This window comes from Treponema sp. OMZ 840, assembly GCF_050937815.1.
Taxonomy (GTDB): domain Bacteria; phylum Spirochaetota; class Spirochaetia; order Treponematales; family Treponemataceae; genus Treponema_C.
The window spans coordinates 91,369-112,591 of the sequence record NZ_JACDIJ010000008.1; the positions used below are offsets into that span (position 1 = coordinate 91,369).

General features: G+C 43.6%; 19 protein-coding genes and 1 tRNA gene. 11 read left to right on the top strand and 9 right to left on the bottom strand.

What is annotated here, in order from left to right; all coding sequences use genetic code 11:
• The first annotated feature begins 305 nt into the window (after nt 1-305).
• From ileS to relB, 7 genes are all read left to right on the top strand, one after another.
• Nucleotides 306-3,557, top strand: coding sequence for an isoleucine--tRNA ligase (gene ileS / locus H0R92_RS10475; protein ID WP_432964296.1), 3,252 nt, complete (start codon nt 306-308; stop codon nt 3,555-3,557).
• Nucleotides 3,544-4,485: a lipoprotein gene (locus H0R92_RS10480; protein WP_432964299.1), complete on the top strand. Its 942-nt coding sequence runs from the start codon at nt 3,544-3,546 to the stop codon at nt 4,483-4,485. The genes ileS and H0R92_RS10480 overlap by 14 nt, the downstream gene beginning before the upstream one ends.
• A gap of 12 nt (nt 4,486-4,497) precedes the next feature.
• On the top strand, nt 4,498-5,565 hold the full coding sequence (locus H0R92_RS10485) for a uracil phosphoribosyltransferase (protein ID WP_428771107.1): 1,068 nt from the start codon (nt 4,498-4,500) through the stop codon (nt 5,563-5,565).
• A 68-nt stretch (nt 5,566-5,633) separates the two neighbouring features.
• The gene (locus tag H0R92_RS10490; protein WP_428771108.1) at nt 5,634-6,197 is read left to right on the top strand and encodes a tetratricopeptide repeat protein; all 564 of its coding nucleotides are present in this window, start codon (nt 5,634-5,636) and stop codon (nt 6,195-6,197) included.
• Nucleotides 6,194-6,571 (top strand): type II toxin-antitoxin system HicB family antitoxin, encoded by a 378-nt coding sequence (locus H0R92_RS10495; protein ID WP_432964304.1) that lies wholly within the window; start codon nt 6,194-6,196, stop codon nt 6,569-6,571. The genes H0R92_RS10490 and H0R92_RS10495 overlap by 4 nt, the downstream gene beginning before the upstream one ends.
• A gap of 37 nt (nt 6,572-6,608) precedes the next feature.
• On the top strand, nt 6,609-7,085 hold the full coding sequence (comJ, locus tag H0R92_RS10500) for a competence protein ComJ (protein ID WP_432964307.1): 477 nt from the start codon (nt 6,609-6,611) through the stop codon (nt 7,083-7,085).
• Nucleotides 7,086-7,164: 79 nt separating this feature from the next.
• Nucleotides 7,165-7,371, top strand: coding sequence for a type II toxin-antitoxin system RelB family antitoxin (gene relB / locus H0R92_RS10505; protein WP_432964310.1), 207 nt, complete (start codon nt 7,165-7,167; stop codon nt 7,369-7,371).
• An 8-nt stretch (nt 7,372-7,379) separates the two neighbouring features.
• Here the strand turns inward: relB and H0R92_RS10510 are convergent, their stop codons facing one another.
• From H0R92_RS10510 to H0R92_RS10530, 5 genes are read right to left on the bottom strand one after another with little or no spacing between them, the layout of a single operon-like run.
• Nucleotides 7,380-8,717 (bottom strand): diguanylate cyclase domain-containing protein, encoded by a 1,338-nt coding sequence (locus H0R92_RS10510; RefSeq protein WP_432964313.1) that lies wholly within the window; start codon nt 8,715-8,717, stop codon nt 7,380-7,382.
• A 40-nt stretch (nt 8,718-8,757) separates the two neighbouring features.
• Complete coding sequence (locus H0R92_RS10515; protein WP_432964316.1) at nt 8,758-10,377, bottom strand: 6-hydroxymethylpterin diphosphokinase MptE-like protein; 1,620 nt, start codon at nt 10,375-10,377, stop codon at nt 8,758-8,760.
• Entirely contained in the window at nt 10,374-11,969 is a 1,596-nt protein-coding gene (locus H0R92_RS10520) for a 6-hydroxymethylpterin diphosphokinase MptE-like protein (RefSeq protein WP_432964319.1), read from the bottom strand. Before H0R92_RS10520 ends, H0R92_RS10515 begins: the two co-directional genes overlap by 4 nt.
• A complete protein-coding gene (locus H0R92_RS10525; RefSeq protein WP_432964322.1) occupies nt 11,956-12,792 on the bottom strand; it encodes a hypothetical protein in 837 nt (278 codons plus the stop codon). The genes H0R92_RS10520 and H0R92_RS10525 overlap by 14 nt, the downstream gene beginning before the upstream one ends.
• Entirely contained in the window at nt 12,792-14,846 is a 2,055-nt protein-coding gene (locus tag H0R92_RS10530) for a hypothetical protein (protein WP_432964325.1), read from the bottom strand. The genes H0R92_RS10525 and H0R92_RS10530 overlap by 1 nt, the downstream gene beginning before the upstream one ends.
• 143 nt (nt 14,847-14,989) lie before the next feature.
• On the opposite strand from H0R92_RS10530, the gene H0R92_RS10535 reads away from it, so the two are divergent.
• Both H0R92_RS10535 and H0R92_RS10540 read left to right on the top strand, forming a co-directional pair.
• Nucleotides 14,990-15,436 (top strand): FtsB family cell division protein, encoded by a 447-nt coding sequence (locus tag H0R92_RS10535; RefSeq protein ID WP_432964328.1) that lies wholly within the window; start codon nt 14,990-14,992, stop codon nt 15,434-15,436.
• Nucleotides 15,417-15,983 (top strand): L-threonylcarbamoyladenylate synthase, encoded by a 567-nt coding sequence (locus tag H0R92_RS10540; RefSeq protein ID WP_432964331.1) that lies wholly within the window; start codon nt 15,417-15,419, stop codon nt 15,981-15,983. Before H0R92_RS10535 ends, H0R92_RS10540 begins: the two co-directional genes overlap by 20 nt.
• A gap of 13 nt (nt 15,984-15,996) precedes the next feature.
• Here H0R92_RS10540 and H0R92_RS10545 read toward each other — a convergent pair whose 3' ends face one another.
• The 4 genes from H0R92_RS10545 to H0R92_RS10560 all read right to left on the bottom strand — a co-directional run bounded on the left by H0R92_RS10545 (nt 15,997) and on the right by H0R92_RS10560 (nt 19,755).
• Nucleotides 15,997-16,860: a TP0183 family DNA metabolism protein gene (locus H0R92_RS10545; protein ID WP_432964334.1), complete on the bottom strand. Its 864-nt coding sequence runs from the start codon at nt 16,858-16,860 to the stop codon at nt 15,997-15,999.
• Nucleotides 16,860-17,327, bottom strand: a complete 468-nt coding sequence (gene smpB, locus H0R92_RS10550) for an SsrA-binding protein SmpB (RefSeq protein ID WP_432964337.1) — start codon at nt 17,325-17,327, stop codon at nt 16,860-16,862. The genes H0R92_RS10545 and smpB overlap by 1 nt, the downstream gene beginning before the upstream one ends.
• A 109-nt stretch (nt 17,328-17,436) precedes the next feature.
• A complete protein-coding gene (locus tag H0R92_RS10555) occupies nt 17,437-18,432 on the bottom strand; it encodes a sugar phosphate isomerase/epimerase family protein (protein ID WP_432964340.1) in 996 nt (331 codons plus the stop codon).
• 39 nt (nt 18,433-18,471) lie between these two features.
• A complete protein-coding gene (locus H0R92_RS10560; protein ID WP_432964343.1) occupies nt 18,472-19,755 on the bottom strand; it encodes an MFS transporter in 1,284 nt (427 codons plus the stop codon).
• A gap of 218 nt (nt 19,756-19,973) precedes the next feature.
• On the opposite strand from H0R92_RS10560, the gene H0R92_RS10565 reads away from it, so the two are divergent.
• A tRNA-Pro gene (locus H0R92_RS10565) sits at nt 19,974-20,047 on the top strand.
• Nucleotides 20,048-20,262: 215 nt separating this feature from the next.
• Nucleotides 20,263-21,144: a protein adenylyltransferase Fic gene (gene fic / locus H0R92_RS10570; RefSeq protein ID WP_432964346.1), complete on the top strand. Its 882-nt coding sequence runs from the start codon at nt 20,263-20,265 to the stop codon at nt 21,142-21,144.
• Nucleotides 21,145-21,223: the final 79 nt, after the last annotated feature.

The window sequence follows — 21,223 nt, forward strand, 5'->3', positions numbered from 1 at the left end:
GGTTTTGAACTCCAATTTTATGCTTCGCATAAAATTGATTATCAACGGTTTTTCTGCACATCCGTGTACAGAACCATAAAGTAAATCAAATATAAAGTGTTACGCGGAAGCTTTTTGATATCCCGGCACGGATGCCGGAAAAAGCCGCAGATAAATGAGTTTTATAGAGCGCTCGGTGCTTTATAAAACTCAAGTTTCAAACCGTGCACGGATGCACGGTTTGAAAACAGTACTAGTATTTTTTTCCTTTTTACAGTATACTTTTATACTATATATCCGAATTTATTTTTTTGAGAGGTTTTATTTTGTATAAGGCGGTTGATCCCAAAGTCGATTTTTCCAAACAGGAAGAAGAAATCCTGAGCTTTTGGGAAAAAAATAATGTATTTCAAAAATCGGTAGAGCAGCGGGAAGGCTGCGATGAATATGTGTTTTATGACGGACCTCCCTTTGCAACGGGTTTACCCCATTTCGGGCACTTTATTCCCGGCACGATAAAGGACATTATACCGCGCTATCACACGATGAAGGGTAAAAAGGTGGAACGCCGCTTCGGCTGGGACTGCCACGGCCTTCCGGTCGAAAATCTCATCGAAAAAGAATTAAAACTCAACAGTAAAGCCGATATCGAAACATACGGTATCGATAAATTCAATGAAGCATGCCGTGCAAGCGTGCTGCGCTATGTAAAAGAATGGAAGCAAACGGTAACCCGCTTGGGACGCTGGGTCGATTTTGAAAACGACTATAAAACCATGAACCCCGACTATATGGAATCCATTTGGTGGGTTATGAAACGTTTGTGGGAAAAGGGACTTTTATACGAAGGTCATTATATTTTGCCCTATTGCCCCCGCTGTGCAACCGTGCTTTCAAATCACGAATTGAATTTGGGCGGCTACAAAGATGTGCACGATCCCGCAATCACGGTGCGCTTTAAAGTAAACGGCATACCCGAAGGTTTTGACGATAAAGACGTATTAAACGGTTCAACCTACTTTTTGGCATGGACGACCACCCCTTGGACACTGCCTTCTAACCTCGGTCTTACCGCAGGGGCGGACATCGATTACGTCAAAGTAAAAGACGGCGATGAATACTATATTTTAGCCGAATCGCGCTTGTGCGCTTATTATAAAAACGAAGCCGATTATACGATTGTATGGAAAAAAAAGGGAAGCGAACTGCTCGATATGCGCTACGAACCTCTGTTCCCTTATTTTGCTTCTTTAGCCGAAAAAACCGACGGCTCGGACGGAAATCCCGCTTCAATCGGCGCATTCCGCGTTTTTAACGGCGACTTTGTAACAACCGAAGACGGAACCGGCCTTGTTCATACGGCTCCCGGTTTCGGTGAAGACGACAATAAAATCTTTAAGGGAACGGGAGTTCCGACGGTGTGTCCGATTGACGGCGAATGTAAGTTCACATCCGAAGTGAGCGATTACGAGGGACGTTTTGTAAAAGACTGCGATAAGGATATTATCGAGCGCCTTAAAAGCGAAAAAAAGCTTGTCAAGCGCGAACAGATTTTGCACGCCTATCCGCATTGCTGGCGCTGTTCAAGCCCCCTTATTTACCGCGCAATCGGAAGCTGGTTTGTAAAAGTCGAACAAATGAGGCCGGCTCTTTTAAAGGCGAACAATCAAATCGCCTGGCAGCCCTCACACATACAAACGGGCCGCTTCGGAAAATGGCTTGAAGGCGCGCGCGACTGGGCTATCAGCCGCAACCGCTATTGGGGAAATCCGCTTCCGATTTGGAAATGTCCCGACTGCGCAAAAACCGTCTGCATCGGAAGCCGCGAAGAACTCAAAGAGCTTTCCGGAACATATCCCGAAGACTTGCACAAGCACTTTGTCGATAAAATCACGATTCCCTGTTCATGCGGCGGCACAATGGAGCGCATTCCCGAAGTATTGGACTGCTGGTTCGAATCGGGTTCCATGCCCTATGCGCAAAATCACTATCCCTTTGAAAACAAGGACTATTTTGAAAATCATTTTCCCGCCGACTTTATATCCGAAGGTTTGGATCAAACGCGCGGCTGGTTTTACACGCTCACCATTTTGGCGGCCGCCCTGTTCGATAAGCCCGCGTTTAAAAACTGTATCGTCAACGGTCTTATCCTTGCCTCCGACGGCAAAAAAATGTCCAAAAGCTTGCGCAATTACACCGACCCCGCCGATGTTATAAAGCAGTTCGGTGCGGACGCTATCCGCCTGTTTTTAATGCATTCGGCCGCCGTTAAAGCCGACGACTTAAAATATTCGGACGAGGGCGTGCGCGATATTCTTAAAGGAATTTTAATTCCGTTGTGGAATTCGTACAGCTTTTTTGTAACATACGCGAACATCGATAAGGTTAAAGTGAGCGGCAGCGCCTTTGAAAACAAAGCGCCCGTCAACCCCCTTGACCGCTGGATTTTATCGATTACGCAAAAAACGGTTAAAGAAGTAACCGAAGCGATGGACGCCTACGACCTTTCCGCTGCGATAGACCCGATTGTCTCTTTTATCGACCAGCTGAACAACTGGTACATCCGCCGGAGCCGCCGCCGTTTTTGGAAAAGCGAAAACGATAAAGATAAAATCGAAGCATACGAAAGCCTGTATACCGCCCTTAAAACCCTTGCCCTTGTCGCAGCCCCGGTTATTCCCTTTATTACCGAAGCAATGTGGCAAAACCTGCGCTTGGACGGTGCGGAAGCAAGCGGCGGAAAAACCGGCACAAAGGCGGATCCCGAATCGATTCACTTGGCCGACTATCCCGTTTACGATGCCAAAAAGCGCGATACGGAATTGGAGTTTAAAATGGAAACCGTACAAAAGGCCGTTTCCATGGGACGCGCGCTTCGTTATCAGTACAACTTAAAAATCCGCCAGCCCTTAAAAAGCGTCGAATTCGTTACGCGCAATGCCGACGAAAAAACCGTGCTTTTGTCTATGGAAGAATCCATACGCGAAGAGCTGAACGTTAAAAAGGTGGTTTTCCACGAGCGCGAAGACGAATTGGTCGAATACCGCGCAAAGGCGAATTTCCGTACCCTCGGTAAAGAACTGGGCCCCCTTATGAAGTCCGCCTCTGCGATTATCGCAAACCTCGAACAGCAGGCGATTCAGTCGGTGCTTGACGGTGCGGTATTAAGTATCGATGTCGAAGGTAAAACGATTGAATTGACCCAAGATAAGATAATCGTCGAGCGTTTGGAAAAATCGAGTTTAAAGGTTGTAAACGAAGGAACGTTGACGGTTGCCCTCGATTCGGAAATTACCGAAGAATTAAAGCTTGAAGGCTATGTGCGCGATTTGGTACGCGGCGTTCAAAACCTGCGCAAAGAGCGCGGCTTAAACGTTACCGACCGCATAAAACTTTTTGTCGCAGCCGGTACCGACCCCGACGGAGAATTGGGCAAAGCCTTTGAAATGTTCGGCGATTACATTATGAGCGAAACCCTTGCAGCCGACGCAATTTGGAAGGATTCGGGAATCGCCGATTCCGCCGCTTGCGTTGAAGCGGGCGATCTTGTATGGAAGGCAGACCTTGAAAAAGTATAAGGTGCAGTATAATGCACAAAAAAAAATACAAAAAACGCTTTTGTGTGCGGTTTTGCCGCTCTGTATAACAGCGAGCCTTTTTTTCGCCGCCTGTAAAACGCCGCCCGTAGCGGAAACTCATATCGATCCTTTTACCCTTTTCGACGAGGGAGCGGGGATGTATTTACGCATTCCCGTAAAAGGAAACGAAAGCTTTCTTCAAAATCTTGTGCGCGCATGGACGGATGAAGTTTCCGATTCCGATTTGCAGGACATTTTCGGACGCACCTCTACCGTTTATGCGGCATTTTTTGTCGAACAGGGCAAGGGCTTGATGAATAAGGTGTCGTTTCAAATCGTTTTGCGCGGAAACTATCCCTTATTTTTTCTTAATGCGGCTTTAACGCACAAAAAAGGCTGGGCCGATATAAGCGCAAAAGACGGCGATACCCTTTTTAAGCGTAAAAAATCCTCTTACGGTTTTGAACTTGCATATCCGGACAGCGGCACCGTCTTTGTGTCGAATAAGGACGTTTTTTCCATGCAAAAAAAATACGCCCTGTACCGTCTGCTCGGTTCTCCCGAACCGGATTGGCCGCTTTTAGGGACGGAAAAAGTGCCGGTACGCTCTTTTATACAGGATGACGAAAAAGCCGGTTTATATATGCCGCAGGCGGGAGTGCTTTTGCCCAAAATGGTCGGTTCCGCACTTGAACTTGCTATCGACTATGCGGCCGGTACCGTAAAGCCCTATAAGGACGATTACGTAATCGTTCATTTAAAACTTCAAATGCGCGATGAGCGCGCTTTAAAAATTGCCGAAAAACTGTTCCGCTTTGCCGTTTTGGGAACGAATATTATCGTAAAGCCGGAAGCGGGAAATATTTTGGTGTTGGATAACTTTGTCGTGTCTCCCGCCCTTTTGGCGGGATTTCGGCCTAAAAAATAATCGGGAGAATGTATGAAATCAACTGTTATATTAAAAGCGGAAGCCTTGGACGGCTATTTAACCGAAAAAGATCAGGACTATTTGGCTCAAATGGACGCGATGTATAAGCGCGCTATGAACTCTTTTAGCCTTCTTTCCGCCGGCGGCTTCAGCTCGTCCATTGCAAACGAAGAAAAAAAAGTTATAGACGTATTTAACGAAATGGGGCACTTAATGCAGGAAATCTGTAAAGAAGTGCCGGCTTTAAAAGTGTTTTCGTTTGCAACCGAACGTTCAGCCCATGCCGAAGCTTCCCGCGTTATCGCAAAACTGCGCGATATACGCACGGGACACAACGAGTTCGTATACTATTGCCAAAGAGCTTACGAAATGCTGTTCCGCATGGCTTTTGCCGGAAACCAAACCGACAATAAAAATTACCTCGTTGTAAAAACGCCCGTTACCGTTCCCGTGCAAAACTATTCCGTGCATAAAATTCCCGACATCGATTTTAAAATCGAAAATACGGTTATGTGCGTTATGCTGCGCGGCGCCCTTCTTCCGTCGATGATTATATCCAAAGAAATCGAAGAATATTCTTCGCACGGTTATGTAACGCCCTTTGCCTTGTTTAAAATAAAGCGCGACGATTCGAAACTGGAATCGAATATGGAATATATTTTGGATTTGGAAAAATCCTTTTTTAATCTTAGCGAAATGGACGGTAAAGACCTTGTCTTTGCCGATCCGATGAATGCAACTGGCGGCTCTTTGGTTACGATTGTAAAATATCTTTTGGAACAGGGCGTAAAGCCTCGCTCGATTTTGTTTTTTAACGTTATAGCCGCCCTCAAAGGCAGTTTGCGCGTTGTGCGTGCTTTGGATAACTGTACCTGCTATACCCTGTGGATGGATCCCGTTTTAAATGACTCCGCCTACATTATGCCCGGCTTGGGCGATGCGGGCGACCGCTTAAACGGTGTTGATGCCGAAGCTTCCCCGCGCAATATAATCCAGCTTATTGCCGATTACGGTTCCAATATTGCAGGATTGTACCGCTCTCAGCTGCGTAAAATCGAACAAACCGTTTTGGGACATTAAACGCCGTGCGCCGCCGCTTTTTCAGGCATTCGCCTTCGTTTTTGTTTTTGCCGCTTGTACCTATACCGGTGTTCACACTTGTGTCGGCACTTGCGCTTGCTTCCTGCGCTTCAGGCGGCGCAAACTCTCTTGCGCGCTCATCGGGTATGATAGAAGATTTGGGGCGCGAATATTATCTTTTGGCGGATTCCTACGCCGAGCTTAAAAAATACGACAAGGCGCTTGAACTGTATCAAAAAGCCTTGCGCACGGGCGTTAAAAGCGACCGTGAACTTTCGTTCAAAATCGGCCGTACCGCCGCCCTTGCCAAAGACTGGAATACCGCTTTAAAAGAATACGGTTCTTTACTCGAAAAGGATAAAGACAATCTTCTTTTAAAAAAATCGATTGCTTGGATTTACGGTCAAAAAGGCGATTTGGAAAAAGCCGAAACCGAATACGAAGCCTTATATGAAGCACACCCCTACGACAAAGACGTATGCACAAACTACATTTTAGTGCTGCACGCCCTTAAAAAAGACGAACAGGCGCGCACCGTTTTTTCATCCTACGCCGAACTGTATCCGGACGCCTCCAACATCGCCGACTTGGAAAAACTGTTTACGGTTACAAAAACCGAGGTTGATAAATGAAGGTTATATATCCTGCCGTTTTTCATTATGAGGACGAGGGTTTTTGGGTTGAGTTTCCCGATCTGAACGGTTGTATGACGCAAGGCGACAGTCAATCCGAAGCATATATAAATGCCGTTGAGGCAATGGAATTGTTTTTACAAGACGATTATACCGTTGATACCTTACCTGCCGCATCTTCGGCAAATAAAATACAAACCGACAAAGACAGTTTTGTTGTCTTTGTGTGTGGTGAATTCAAGGTGAATGAAAAGGCTGTAAAAAAAACATTGACTATCCCTTTTTGGCTTAATGCACAGGCGGAAAAAGCCGGACTTAATTTTAGTCAAACACTGCAAGAAGCATTATGTAAAAAATTGAATGTTGTAATGTAAGCAATTTTACAAAAACCGAAGGTGATAAATAAAATCTATGGCTCGGGAATCGCATACATCTTGCAGTTTGGATTTATGTTACAGACAATTTCATATTTTCCGCAAAGGACTTAAAAATCCCTTTAATGAATGGAACGAAAAACATGTTGAGCAGGGGTTTTCATTCCGGCCGGAATCCGTCGGTATTATGACGATTTCCGAAAGCGGGATTTTACACATCGATGTATCGCAGGACGCGGTTATCTGCGATGACGCAAAGCGTATTTTGGAATTCAAATTTACGGTGCCGAATAATTGCATTGAAATTGCGACTATTACCGCTTCATGTTTTTATAAAATTAAACGCGGAGATTATAAAGTGAGAATTCAATTAAGTTCGCAGCGGGAAGGGGAAGATTTGTGCCGCATTTCCTTTTTGCCTATAGCGAAGGATGACGATTTCCCGCGGTATTTAAAGTACGACAGTTCCATAATAAGACCTTGCGGTTTCGACTTACATACGGTCGGTGCTTAAAACATATTTGACATCTTAATGCTTTACCGCTATACTTGTATAGCGATATACTCGTATAACATTTACTTCGGAGGTGTTTATGTTAGCCTTACGTTTAAAACCTGAAACCGAGTCGCACCTTGAACGGCTCGCACTTAAAACGGGCAGAACAAAAACATTTTATGCCATACGGGCTATTGAACAACAGCTCGATGATATGGAAGATTACTATCTTGCAGAAGATGCGTATAATGAATGGGTAGAGGGCGGAAAAAAAACGTACTCAATCGATGAGGTTTTTACCTAAGTAGATATTCACATTTGACGTTCCGAGTCGGCTACAAATTGGCGGTATTTGTCGGGATTTACACGGAATGCGACAATAGGCATCCCCGTTTCGTCAAATGCTTTTTCCAATGCTTTATCCGCTTCGGTGATTAAGCGGCTTCCCGGTAAAAGGCGCAAGCTTCGTGTTGAAATTCCTATAGCAAGTTTATTACGGATATTTTCCGATTCCAAAAGCTCTTTCAATTGTGAATACATTGTTTCGGCCAATACCATTGTTTGATCCAAGTTGACATTTAACAGAATTCCGGCAAAACCGTCTTTTTTATACTCGAATACAAAATCTTTAAATTTAAAAAAATCCAAAAGTACTGCGGCCGTTCTTTTAATCATAAGTTCGTTATTTTCAATATTTTGTATGCGCAAAAGCACTAAAGCCAAATCCTGCTCGGAAGAAGCCGCTCTTATCAATTCGGAATCAAGCCGCGTTTCCATATACGATTCCCAGCCGACTCCGGTCAAAGGAGAAAACAAACCCATCGGATCGCTGAAACTGTCTTGCTGCGGTGAATTTTTTTGTGCTTTTTCCGTAAAATCGGTATTTTGGGCTTTGTCGCCGTATTCATTCGGAGTTTCTTTGTCTTCGTTGTGATTTATTCGTTCAAAAAGGCTTTCGTTTTGTGCCGCGGCAAAATTATCGGTTGCAGCGAAATTATCGGAAGGTTCCGCATTGTCCGGTGAGTACGAAATTAATGCTTTTTCCGGAGCTCCTGTGTGTACGGACTCGGAAAAAAAAGGTTGTTCGGGAACATTTTGTTTTTGCGGTTCTTTTTCTTTTTGCGGAGCTGCAGCTGAAAGATATATTAAAACCGCAAACACCGAAAGAGTACAGCTTAATATAATTAAAAAAGAAAGCCGCGCCGGATTGTAAATATCCGAAGGGTGCAGGGTGTATATTGCTGCAGTAAGTACAGTGTTTGCCGCCGGGGCGGAGGGCAGAGCGTCTCCGAAGATTTTTATAAACGGCGAAGAACTTTTTAATGCGGGTTTGCCGGCTTCGTCGGTGTCGATAAGGGGTGATACCGAAGGATAGGCAAAGATAACGTTTTGTCCCGATGATATCAATAGAGCGGCAATACGATTATTATTTAAAGCTTTGCTTTGAAATTCTCGTGCACCGTCGGCATTTAAGTCGAAAAATAAAGCCGAACTGATATTTTCACTGATGCGGGTAAAATCCTGTTTTGCACGTTCCGGCCCCTTTTTAAAGCTTATGATAACCGAAGTTGCAAAATAAGCCGTTGTAAGTGCAAATAATGATAAGATTATTCCTGCGAATATGTATACCCCTTTTTTGCTTCCACCCATACAAATCTCCGCCTATATCTTATTATTACATTATATCAATTTAACTTCGTATTGTACAGATGTTTTTTTGATAATTGCATATTTCTTTAGTAATTTTTTTTACGTCGCCGTTTTCAAAATGCTGTCCTGCATACCATGCAATATAGGGAAAAATGCTGATTTGAACCGCTCTTTGTAATATATTTTTGTCGATGTTTTTATCTGTAGGACTGCGGTTTTTATCCGAAAAAAAATCGTCCAATTCGGCTGCATACCAATTAAAGAAATCGGTTAACAATGCGCGCTCGTCGGTATGCATGTACGAAAAAACCGTTTTATCGTGATTTTCGTCATAAGTGTATTGCTGCATAATGTGCGGATGCATCGCCTTGAATTCTTCGAATCGTCGGCGGTATTGTTGTAATAACGCCGTTGTAAAAGCTTTGTGCGATACGCCCATATCTACCGGCTCAAGTTTGCGGCTGTACATCAGCGAAGAAAATTGCTGTTCGACGGAATACAAGCGGTTGTTTTGTATACCGAACAAAGCGTCAAAATACGAACCCTTCGTATATGCTTTTCCGTCTATATAGCAAAAATCCGCTCCGCCTGCACTTATATGCTGAAAGCCTGCCTGTACTGCAAAATCAAAGGCGGTTAAGGTAACCGTTCCGCTCGAACAATCGAAACGGGGAAAAACCTCGGATTTTTTTTTGTTTTGATTGTATACGCCTTGCAAAGCGAATTTTTGTACCCATAATTCGACAAGCGTGCAAAGCGGATGTGCGCTTGCGAAAAACAAAAGCGGGGAACCGGCGTGCAGTATTTTGCGCGGAACGGCAGGTTGACAGCACAGGTCGCAGACAAAAAACGTATTTTTATCGATTGCAGTATAAAAGTGATTGATTGAAACTTGTTGCGGGTCGATTGTTACAACCGCATCGGCTTGTATGTTTTGTGCGGATAATGCGGAAAAAGCCGTATCGGTTGCAATAATATAAAAAGCATTGCGTTTTTCTTTTAAAATATCAAAATGCGATTCGAGTGAAGGGCCGGCTGCCGCAACAAAGGCCGTTTTTTGTGTCGGAAAGTGCGTTTTGTTAAAATCGATACAGGAACCGCTTTGCGCATGTGCAAACAGTTGCAGATTTTGCATGATATTTTTATGCCATAATTTACCGAAGCGGCTTTGCGTTGACACGTCCGCCGCGATGTTTTGTAATGCTTTTTGGGTATCTTTTTTTACGTTTTCAAACAAAATCGGATTTGCCTGTGTCCATGAGCGCAGAGGAAATAAACAAAAATCGCCGTCAACCGGCGGAAAATAATTTTCCGCCAAAAAATCGCAAATTTCGCCGGCCGTGCAAACCCGTATTGTTTTTTGCAGCCGTATATCGGGATTTTGCAATATAAAGTCCGCCGATGCTCTGTTTGCTTCAACTGCGGCAATGCGGGCATTCGGATATTTTGCTGCCAAGGCGTTTAAATGAAGAGTCGATCCCAAGCCCGCTATAAGAATAAATCCCGCTTCGGCAAATGCACCCAAGTCGGCAAAGTTTTGCGCCTCTTTTATCGGATCGTATACGGAGGCGGCGGGTTTTCCGTCCGCATAGCAGGGAAGGGGAATGCCGTTTTTTGATCGTATCCATGCCGTATAACAAGACGGCTCTTGCATATTCATACGCATAGCTTAAACAGTTCATCCAATGTGTTCAATACCGCGGCGGTACATTGTGCTTTAAATTTTTCGGATTCGGGATATTTGAGCGATAAAAAATATTCAAGCGGAGCGCAGTTTTCATACCATAAATGCAGTTCTGCCGAATACGGTTCCTTTGTTTTCGGATTATAAGCTGCGTTTTCTTTTATGTGTTGTTTTTGTTTTGTTAAAAAAGCAAAAACTTTTTTTCGATTTTCAAAAACATTTTGTTTATCGAGCGCTTGCAATTTCGGCGGGTATGCATTCGGATTTTTTTCGTTTGCAGCTTCAAAGTCGGCCCAGCTTATGTCTGTAATAAAACCGAGGGGGGCGCTGTACGGTGTTTTTGATATGCGAAATATACGGCGCGCAAAATCCGAATCCTGTGTGGAAAACCACCGGCGGTATATGTCCAGCGAAATGTATGCCGACTTCGACAAACGTGTAGCAAGCGGACGTAACCGATTATCAAAACAGCAATCGGTTTGTTCAAGGGCGTTGGGCTGGGTGTGGGGATATCCCGTTGCGCCTTCCAAATCCAAACCGCAAAAAAATACGTAAGCAGATGTTATCGAAAGGGCCGCATATGCGGCCGTACCGCTTACACTGCCGTTGCGTATTCCGTTCCATCCTTTTACGCCGCAGTAGTCGAACAAAAGGTTTTCTATACCGTCCCCGTAGCGCAAAGGAACTATCGGAAGGTGTTCGAGTAAATCGGTATTGATTTTACTTTCCGCTGAAGCGGCAAGCGGTACGGATATGCCTTTTTTATACAAGATTTTTAAAATACGTATGTGATAATCCGCATAAAAACCGCCGTCCGTCGTTATGCACAAGTCCGGATATATACCCTTATGTATAAGCACCGTCAGTGCCGATGATACGGCTATCACAAAAAAAGCATTGCGGTGTTTTTGTATAAACGGAAGCGATGAGTGCAAAGACGGCCCGGATGCCGCTACCAATACCGGTTTTGTTCCCGGAAGTATTTGATACGGATTTTGTAAAAAAGTAAAAAAACGTACACTGTTTTTAAGCCAGCGCCGGGCAAAAAAACCGCGTGTTGCAAGGACATCTTTGTTTTTTTGTAAAAGAAGCTTTATTGCCGCCCATGCACATCGGCTTTCGTTTTCGAAAATCTGTTGTGCCGGCGTCCATGCAATAAACAAAGCTCCGAAAACCTCTTGTTCGCCCAGAGTAAAAAACAGTTTTTCCGACAAATCCGCACCGGCTTTTTGAATATCGCCCGCCGCATTTTCGCATAAAAAAACACCATCCCATTTTTCGTCAGCGCATGCAAGTTGAAGGGCCGCATCGGAGCTTTGTGTACCGGATATAAAAAAACGGTTATACTGTACCGCGTACAGGGGAATGTCCGAAAAGCGTTTTCGCAAAGCCGGCAGACAATATGAAAGACAGGGGCCCAAAACAATAATGCATAGGGGAGTAAAGTCACAGCGGATTGAATCGACAAATTTTTCAGCTTCTTGGCGGGGATTGTATCTTGAATGCAGGTAGCGCCCGTTTATCCTACACGTATAAGACCCGTTTTTCGCCCGTTCAAGATATATCATATTCTTTTAATACGTGTGTCCATGAGGGGCTGCCGGGTTTTACATCGACTTTTTCGATTCGGATAAGGGAAGTGTATCGGGGGCTGAACAGTTTTTGTATGATTTTTTGTATGTCCCGATATAAATCCTCTGCAGCACCGTCGGTTGTTCCTGCATATATAAGCGTTTTTTCATCGGAAATGCCGCTTATTCCCCGTTTTAGCTTTGTTTTCAAGGCGGAACACAGGCAATCGCATATAAAATTAAAGTCCGAAGGGTACAAATATGCAAACAGAGCTTCAAAGAGTTTATTCAGCCGTAGAAAATACAAGTGCGGATTTCGCTCCTGCGTAAATACATCTTCTGCGACAAAATCCTTTGCCGCTTTCAAGCGGAGGCCGGCCGTTATCGAATAAGTTTGTTCAATAAAGGGTAACAACCGTACAAGTTTTTTTTCGGAATCCGTTTCGTTGCAGGGCTCGGTCGTAATAAAAATAAAGGGAAGGGCGGAGACGCTCGATTTTTTTATACACAATGTTTTAAAGTCGCTGTCATGGCGGGAAAAAAGCTGGTAAAATCCCGTCAAAGAGTCGCCGTGCAGGATATGCCATCCCGAATCGGACACTGTGCCGTCCCAAAAATCTCGGCTTGAAACGGATTTTCGCACCGTTTCGGCATTAAAACCGTGGTTCAGTACTATCCGAAAATTCCCGTCAAATTCGACAAACACCGCAAACGAATTACGGCTTTCATCGGCAAAACGATGAAAATCTACAAACAAGGTATCGAGAAAAAAAACATTTTCCCGGTTCGAATACGTACAAGCTAAGCGGTATAAACCCATTAAGACAATCCGAGATCGGCAAACAGCTTTTTATATACCGGGAAGTATTCCGATTGAGCGAATTCGACAATCTTTTCTTCAGGCAGATTTTCCAAAAGCTGATCCATATATGCCAAAACGGACTTAATGTCTTCGCGCATATTATGCGGAATATGTACGGGGGTATCCGATGCACTTTGTGCCGGCATGTGTTTACCGAATACCGTTTCCGGTTTTTTTTCTGCGGTTTCATCATCGACCGCTTCCAATTCTTCTTCAGACTGCCATTGTTTACTGTTAAAAACGGCGTTTACGGGTGAATATTGGTTAGATTCTTCTTTTATATCTTCTTCCGATTCTACAGGTAAATCGAAATCCGTTTCACTTTTTTCGGCTTCTTCAATGTCCGCAGCATCTTCGGCTTCGTCGGCTTCTTCAATATCTGCAGCATCTTCGGCTTCGGCAGGTTCCTCCTGAGGATTTTCCGCTAAAAAATTCATGGCGGTTTCATCGATTTCTTTCGGATTGTCATCTTCGGCAAAAAAATCGTCTGTGGAAGAATCCACTACAAGATCCTCTATAACCGGAATTTCTATTTCACTCGGAAGTTCTTCGTCCGCCGTTTCGTCCATATCAAAATCGATATCATCCAATTGAGGCTCTTGAAGTTCGTGTTCTTCGATTGTCAATTCCGACTGCGGGCCGTCAAAGCTTGTTTCGGTTAAATCGGTTTCGTCGATTGTCGGTTCCGCCGGCAGTTCGGGTTCGGAAGGAAGCGCGCTTTCATCCGCATCGGTATCGGGGGCTTCGGCGGCCGGGTCAAGTTTTTTTTCGCTGTCATCTTCGGACGTAAAATCGGCACTGGTTAAAATATTATTTAATTCGTCGCCGGAAAGCGCAATCGTATCGTCTTCACCGTCGTCGGCAAAAAAACCGCTGTCCGCTTTTTGTTCCGCCGCTTCTTCATCGGTTTTTTCTGCGCTGTCGGAGTGTACGCCGCTTTTTAAGGAAGTTAAATCCGATTTTAAATCGGTAATGTCTTTGCGCAAAAGCGACAGTTCACCCATAATTTTTTCAAGCAAAGAAGCGCTCATCATGTGCATATCGGTTTGCACCGGTTGTGCATCTTCGCTGCTTTCTGATTCGTCATCCGCTTTTACCGCAATGTTATATATTTGTTCTTCAGTGCCGGTTTGCGGCGGCGCCGTATCGATGTCATTCGGTTCTTCCGTTTCAAAGGCGGATATGTCTACGTTTTCTATGGCAATATCGCTTTTTTCCGTTTGGGGACTTTCAAGTTCGCTGCCGTCCGTATCGCTTTTTTCGATTTCCGCATTTTCGGAAAACTCCGGTATGTCGAATATATTGCTGTCGATTTCTTCAATTTCGCCGAAATCGATACTTTCGACTTTATCGCTTATATCCTGATTGTTTTCGGATATGAATTCAGATACTTCAATATCCTGCGGGCTTTCTTCAGGAAAATCGGGGGTAATCTGTTCGAAGTTATCTTCAAAATGCAAGTCCATATCCAAGGGCGGCTCGTCTGCAATGGCCGGTTCGGCAGCAGGCTCGGCAGGCATATATTCTTCAATGTCTATATCGATTGTATCGCTTATATCCGCGGTATTTTCTTCAGCGGTTTTAATCGTATCGGAACTTTCCGGATTATCGGCAGGAATAAAACTGTCGGAATCGTCCATCGCAAATACATCTTTTGCGGATACGGTTTCGGCATCGAATTCTTCTATGAGATTTTCGGTAAAATCTTCATTTGCAAGAGTATCTTCTTGCGTCGTGCTTTGTACGGCGGCCGGTTGTTCGTCTTCAACGGATTCCAAAGCTTCGTCGATTTTATCGTTTAAATTGTTGTCAAAAGAATCCGAATCGATGTCGGGAACTTCCGCAAAATCCAAGTCGTCGATAAAAAATGCCGAAGAATCCGTTTCGTCTTCATGCACTTCCGCCGCAAGTGCTTCTTCCGGTGTTTTTTTTACCCAAACACCGTATTGTTCCAGATCGTTTTCATCTTTGTGTTGAAGAATATTGTCGAAGTTTTCATGTTCTATAGACATACCTGCTCCATGAATACAAAATATACGTATATATTGTATATCGGTAAATTCAGCGGTTTTATTAACCCTCTGTTAATTCTTTTGTATATTATATCACATTTTTTATATTCAGTAAAAGGGGAAAATGACCGAAAATTGAAAATATGAACCGGTTTCATTTTTTATTATCCGTATGTGCTGCGGTTTTTGTATATGTATGTTTATCCGCCATGTTCGGGCAAGAAGGTATATGGGCGTATAAACAATTGCAAAAACAAAAGATTGTATTGTCGCGTTCGGTCGAACGTTTACAGGATTTAAACGGCCGGCTCTTTACTGAAAGTACCGCTTTACAAAAAGATACGGATGTTATTGCCGCCTATGCGAAAAAAATGGGTTTTATTTATCCGGGCGAACATTTGGTAAAAATAAGCGGTATGCCCGAACCGCCCGCTTTTGTGTATGATCCGGGGACAAAGCTTTTGCGTCCCGATATTATATATATTCCGGAATGGTTGGTAAAAAGCATTGCATTTTTAGTGTTTGTTTTTTATAATCTGTTATATTCTCTTATCAGTTTAATCCGTTATCATGATCCTGCAAAAATCTGATCCGCATTGCATGGCGGCCGTTGCCGAAGCTTTGTGCGGCGGCAAGGTCGTTATTATCCCGACCGATACGGTATACGGCTTTTCCGGCCTTGTTCCCGCGAGTTTGGCAGCCATTAAACGCATTAAGGGGCGCGATGAACATAAGCCCTTTATTCAGCTTATAGCGGATCCGCAGGATATAGCTTTATATTCCGCTACCTTTATACCCGAAGCCGTCCGTTCCCGTATGCCCGGTGCTTTAACCGTTATCGTTTATACCGGCATTTCGGCATATTCCGAAACCGAAACGACAGCTTTCCGCTGTCCGGATGATGATTGGCTCCGTTCGCTGATACGGTTATGTAAAGCTCCCCTGTATTCTACAAGTGTAAACCGGAGCGGCTGTCCTCTCGTAAGTGATATTGAAATTATGGAAGCCGAATTCGGACGGGAAGTCTTTTGTGTCGTTGACGGCGGGCCGCAAAAACAAGCGCTTGCTTCTACTATAGTCGATTTAAGCGGCGGCGAACTGAAAATTCTTCGTCAAGGTACGGTTTATATAAGCTGATTTTTTATTTGTATTATCGATGCCAGCGTACCGGAACGGCGCCCGGTTTTACAAATACTTTTCCGTTATCGTCATACTCGGCAATAAGGCTTAGTTTTATCCCCTGCATGGAAGATTCGTTTTCTATTGTCAATTCCCAGCGGATGGGAGCGGCGTCGGGCGCATTTATCAAAGCGGCTTCACGGGGGATTTCCGGGAAAAAAGAAGCGTTCGGCTTGCTTTGTTGGACGGCGGTTAAGCTTTTTCCGCTGATAGTGATAGTGATATTCATCGACGCACCGTTTTTAAAAATCACAAAGCCTCTGCCGCCGCGCAAAAGGATTATTTTATCGATGTGTTCTTCGCCGTACCATGTGCCGGACAAACTTTCGGCATTTAGGGCAACAGCCGCTGAGGTATGGGGAACTTGAGTATATGAAGCGGATTTAAATTCTTTTATAAGATTGTGTAAGGAATTTTTTGCTTCCATAAGGATTTTATAATATCCGGCGTAATTATTTTGTATAACCGTTTCTTTACCGCTTGCCGCTTCTATTAAAGACAATTCGGCAAGCCACTGTCCGTTTTTTTCATATATGTTGGCGTAAAAAAGTAAGGCGTTCTCGGCTTTGTAACGTTGAAGCTCTGCCGGCGAATATTCCGTATCGCGTTTATCATATACGGTAAAAATATCCAAGGCGATTAATTGAGAAAAAAGCAAATCCTGCGTCATTTTGATAACGGCAGGATCTCCTGCCGAATTTTTTTCGGAAGCGGCGTGTGCATAAAAGTAAAGCGGCGTTTTTTTCTCTTGGGCATAAAGCGGAATTATGCATAGAAAAAATAAGATAAAAAACAGTATATATGATTGTAAACGATACTGTCTTCCGTGTATCATTAGCCGTTTAATCCTTTGCGGAAATCCCGCTGCATATCGCGCTGTACGTCGCGTTCGCGTATATCCGCCCGCTTATCATATTGTTTTTTTCCGCGGCACAATCCTAAATTGACTTTTACTCTGCCGTTTTTAAGATAAAAATCGAGAGGAATAAGCGTTACACCTTTTTCTTCTACTTTGCGGTTAAGCCGCTTTATTTCGTCACGGTGCAAAAGCAGTTTTTTTGGCCGGTTTGGGTTATGGTTAAATACGGAAGAATAAGAATACTCGGAAATATGCATTTGTTTTATCCATACCTCACCGTTCGAAATTTCGGCAAATGCATCGGGAAACGAAATATTTCCGGCCTTTACCGATTTTACCTCCGTTCCCTTTAATTCAATACCGCATTCAATGGATTCCACTACGGTATAGTTAAAACGGGCTTTTCTATTTTGTGCAATCATTTTTGTACCGCTCGTACTCATACTGTCAGTATACGCTATGTATAAAAAACGCTCAAGGGGGCTGGCGAAAAATAAAAAACGGCGTTCCGAAAGTAGAGCGCCGCTGGAATTGTATAACTTAAATTATATTTTAAGATTGTCCCTTTTTCTTTTCATCCAAAACCATTTGATAAAACTTTTCTGCGGTTTTGCGGCACGCAATCAATTGCTCCATTTCATCCTGCTCGTCTTTACCGTAAATACCGACTTCAAAGTCCGCAGGTAATTCTACCGGAGATTTTGCCACCCATTTTGCAATTTCCGCCCAATCCAAAGTGCCGTGCCCCCGCGGATCCATAGGAACCCAGTGTTTGTCGTGTTCCAAGATTGCAGTATCATCTTTTGCAAGTTCTTCGCTGATAGATTCGTTTTCCTGCAAATGGGTTGCATACATGCGTTTATGATATTTACGCAAAAAATAATAAAAATCGTGGCGGCACATCAAAGTTGCATGTCCGGAATCGAAGGTAAAACCGAGAAAATCGCTGTCGTAGCGGTTAAACATACGGTCGAACTGTTCTTCCTGTACTTGCCACGGCGTTACGATTAAGTTTTCCAATGCCATGCGTACACCGGCAGCCTTTGCGTAGGGCTCAAGTTCGTCCAGCGATTTACATACTTGCCGATAATAATCCTCTTTATCTTGCGGACTTTCTTCGAACAGTTTCCATGGGAGCTGCATATGAAATACCATAACGCTTGCACCGATATGACTGCATAAATCGATACGGTTTTTTAATAAATCGACTCCGGCCAGCCGGCAGTATTCATTGGTAGACGTATAGTCTTTTCTGATATTCGTTAAGCGGTACCGGTTTTGAAAAATCTTTTTTCCGTTTTCTTTTATGGTGCGTATACCGCCTTCGGACGCATGCAAGCTGTGTGCATGTATGCCCAGATCTTTTAATAAATCGCGCGCTTGAAACATTTCACTGGGGCTGTATATGTATTCGGCTTCCCAGTCATGTATCCACTGTGTATGCGTAAAGCCCGCTTTTGCGATATTCGTTACTTGACGTTCGATTTCATACCAATTATGTTTATCGTTATTATAATCGCTGTTTACCGAACTGAGCAATTTTTCCATTTTTTATCTCCTTTATGATACTCCGGCCGGCCTTTTGTATTACACGTTTGCAGCCGCTTGTGCAGCGGCAACGGCCTTTGCGTTCATACGGCGCAAAACAACACCGGTAAGGAATCCTACTACGGAAAGAACAACCATTGCTATCCAGCAGTGCTGATATCCTGCCAATGGAGTTGCGGTATTTGCAAAACGGTCTACCATCCAGCCGGATAAGGCGTACAGGAAAATTTCGGGTGCATAGGTTACCAGGGAAATGACACCGGATGCGGTACCCGCCAAGCGTTTGGGAACCAAAACTTCATCGATGGTGGAAAAGTACAAAGCCTTTATGCTGTAAATACACAAACCGTAGCAAACGAAGTTTGCAACAATCAAGGGAATAGCCGAGGGACCTGTGGGAATAAGTACGTACAAACTTGCAAAAACGGCCATACCGACAAAGGCATATTGAATAAAACGGATACGGCTCCCGATTTTATCGGAGATAATACCGGCGACAAAGGAACCGACCATCATCATAAAATACGTACGGATAACCGACAGATTTGCTACGACGGCATTGCTGATATCGAAGCCTTCGGATAGATATGCCGTAATATAGCCGTGAAAAATCAAAGCCGAATAATTGCATACACCGAGTAAACCGCATAACCAGACGCGCGGCATTTTTGCAACTTCGATAAAATCTTTTGCATTTAAAGGATTTTGCTTTTTTCCCGCAGAAATGGGACTTTCATCTTTCATAAAAATGGCGGCTAAAACACCGGCAAGGACCAATAGGGCGGAAAAATAAAAAATAGCGTTTTTCATTCCGCCGATATCGTTTGCCGCCAAACTGAACACAAACACCGAACCGAAAGCCGATAAGGTACCGATTAAGCCGCGTCCGCCTTCGAGCATACCGAACAATCTTCCCTGTTCTTCGGCCGGACCCAAATTATTGATGCTTTTAACCATTGCCGCCCAAAAGGTGAATACGGTGGTAACGGCAAAAATTGCATGAATAATAACAAGGGCTGTAAAACCGGGCATCGTCCAATACCAAAAACCCGCTAAGGCCGTCCCGATGCAGGAAATGATAATCAATTTTTTACTGCTTATTTTATCCGCCAATACGCCGCCGGGAAAATAACTTATAAAGTTTACGATACCGTATGCGCTCATAATAAGACCGAGTTGTGTTTTAGTAGCTCCGGTTGCCGCTTGCAGGGGTTCCATATAGGTTTCGCGTAAATACGGAAGTTTTGTAATCAAACCTCCGGCAAAAGCAACGATAACCAAGGTTATCCATTTAGTAGCATTTGATTTTTTTGAATTATCCATAAAGCAAATGACCTCCTTTGATTTGCTGTGTGTGTGATAGTTTAGGATAACATGACATTTTTTCTTTGTCAAAATTTTTTTAAAAGCCTGCGGTTTTAGCCAATAAAAAGAATGAAAAATCTTGAATATGAGCGGAAACGAATTATTTTATGAGCCGGTTGACTGTTTTACCGCTTTTTGATATAGTATTATCCGTTGCCGCTTAAAAACGGCAGCGACGGGCAATAGCGCAGTTGGTTAGCGTACAAGTCTGGGGGACTTGGGGTCCCCGGTTCAAATCCGGGTTGCCCGATTAAATACTTCCGTTAGGAAATAATATTGCTGAAATGACAATGTTTGCATCTACAAAAACGCTCATTGATTCTTGCGCAATGCTTTGATATAGACTTTTCCTTTGCTTTCTTCAAAAAAGACTTTATCGCCGATTTTCAACTGCAACAATTTTCTTATGTAGTGTCCCTTAGTACTGTAGTAGCTTGTTTTCAAAAACTGTGCTATCATATTTATGTGAAGGAAAGTAAAATATCAATTCGCTTTTTCAATGATAAAGAAGTCCGGGCTGTCTGGGATGAAGAAAATTCCAAATGGTGGTTCAGTGTGCTTGATATTGTCGGAGTTTTAAACGAACAGAACGAATACGAAAAGAACCGTAACTACTGGAAATATCTTAAGGCGAAGTTAAAAAAAGAAAATCATGAGTTGGTTAGTGCTGCTACCCAACTGAAATTGACCGCTGCCGATGGGAAAAAATATAAATCGGATGTGATGGATTATAATCAAGTAATAGAGCTTGCAAAAAACTTTCCGAACAATAAATCGGCTGCGTTTATTCAGTGGTTTACTTATAGTGATGAAACAATCGACGGTAAAAGTAAGACAAAAGCCTATGCGCTTTTTGAAAGCACGCTGCTTGACAGCATAGAAGTCGGAACTATAAACGGACTCAAGCAGATTCATGCGTACCTGTTCGGCGGGCTTTATGACTTTGCAGGAAAAATAAGGACAGTAAATATTTCAAAAGGGGGCTTCAAATTTGCTGCTGCTGAATTTCTGGTACAGACTTTAGACAACATAGAAAAAATGAGCGATTCAACATTTGAGCAAATTGCCGACAAATATATCGAAATGAACGTCGCGCATCCGTTCCGTGAGGGAAACGGCAGGACAACCAGAATCTGGCTTGACCTGATGTTGAAACGTGCCTTAAAAAAATGCGTTGATTGGAGTAAGATAAACAAAAAAGAATATCTTGAAGCTATGGCCGAAAGTGTGACGGATGCAAGCAACATAAAGTCCTTGCTTCGAGGTGCTCTGACCGACAAAATAAATGACCGTGAAATGTTTATGAAAGGCATCGACTATTCGTATTATTATGAAGAGGCGGAGTAAGTGCATGCAATGCGTAACCGGACAAATCCCGATTACGGATTATCAAAGTCGACCGGATATCAATACTATCCCTATTGTT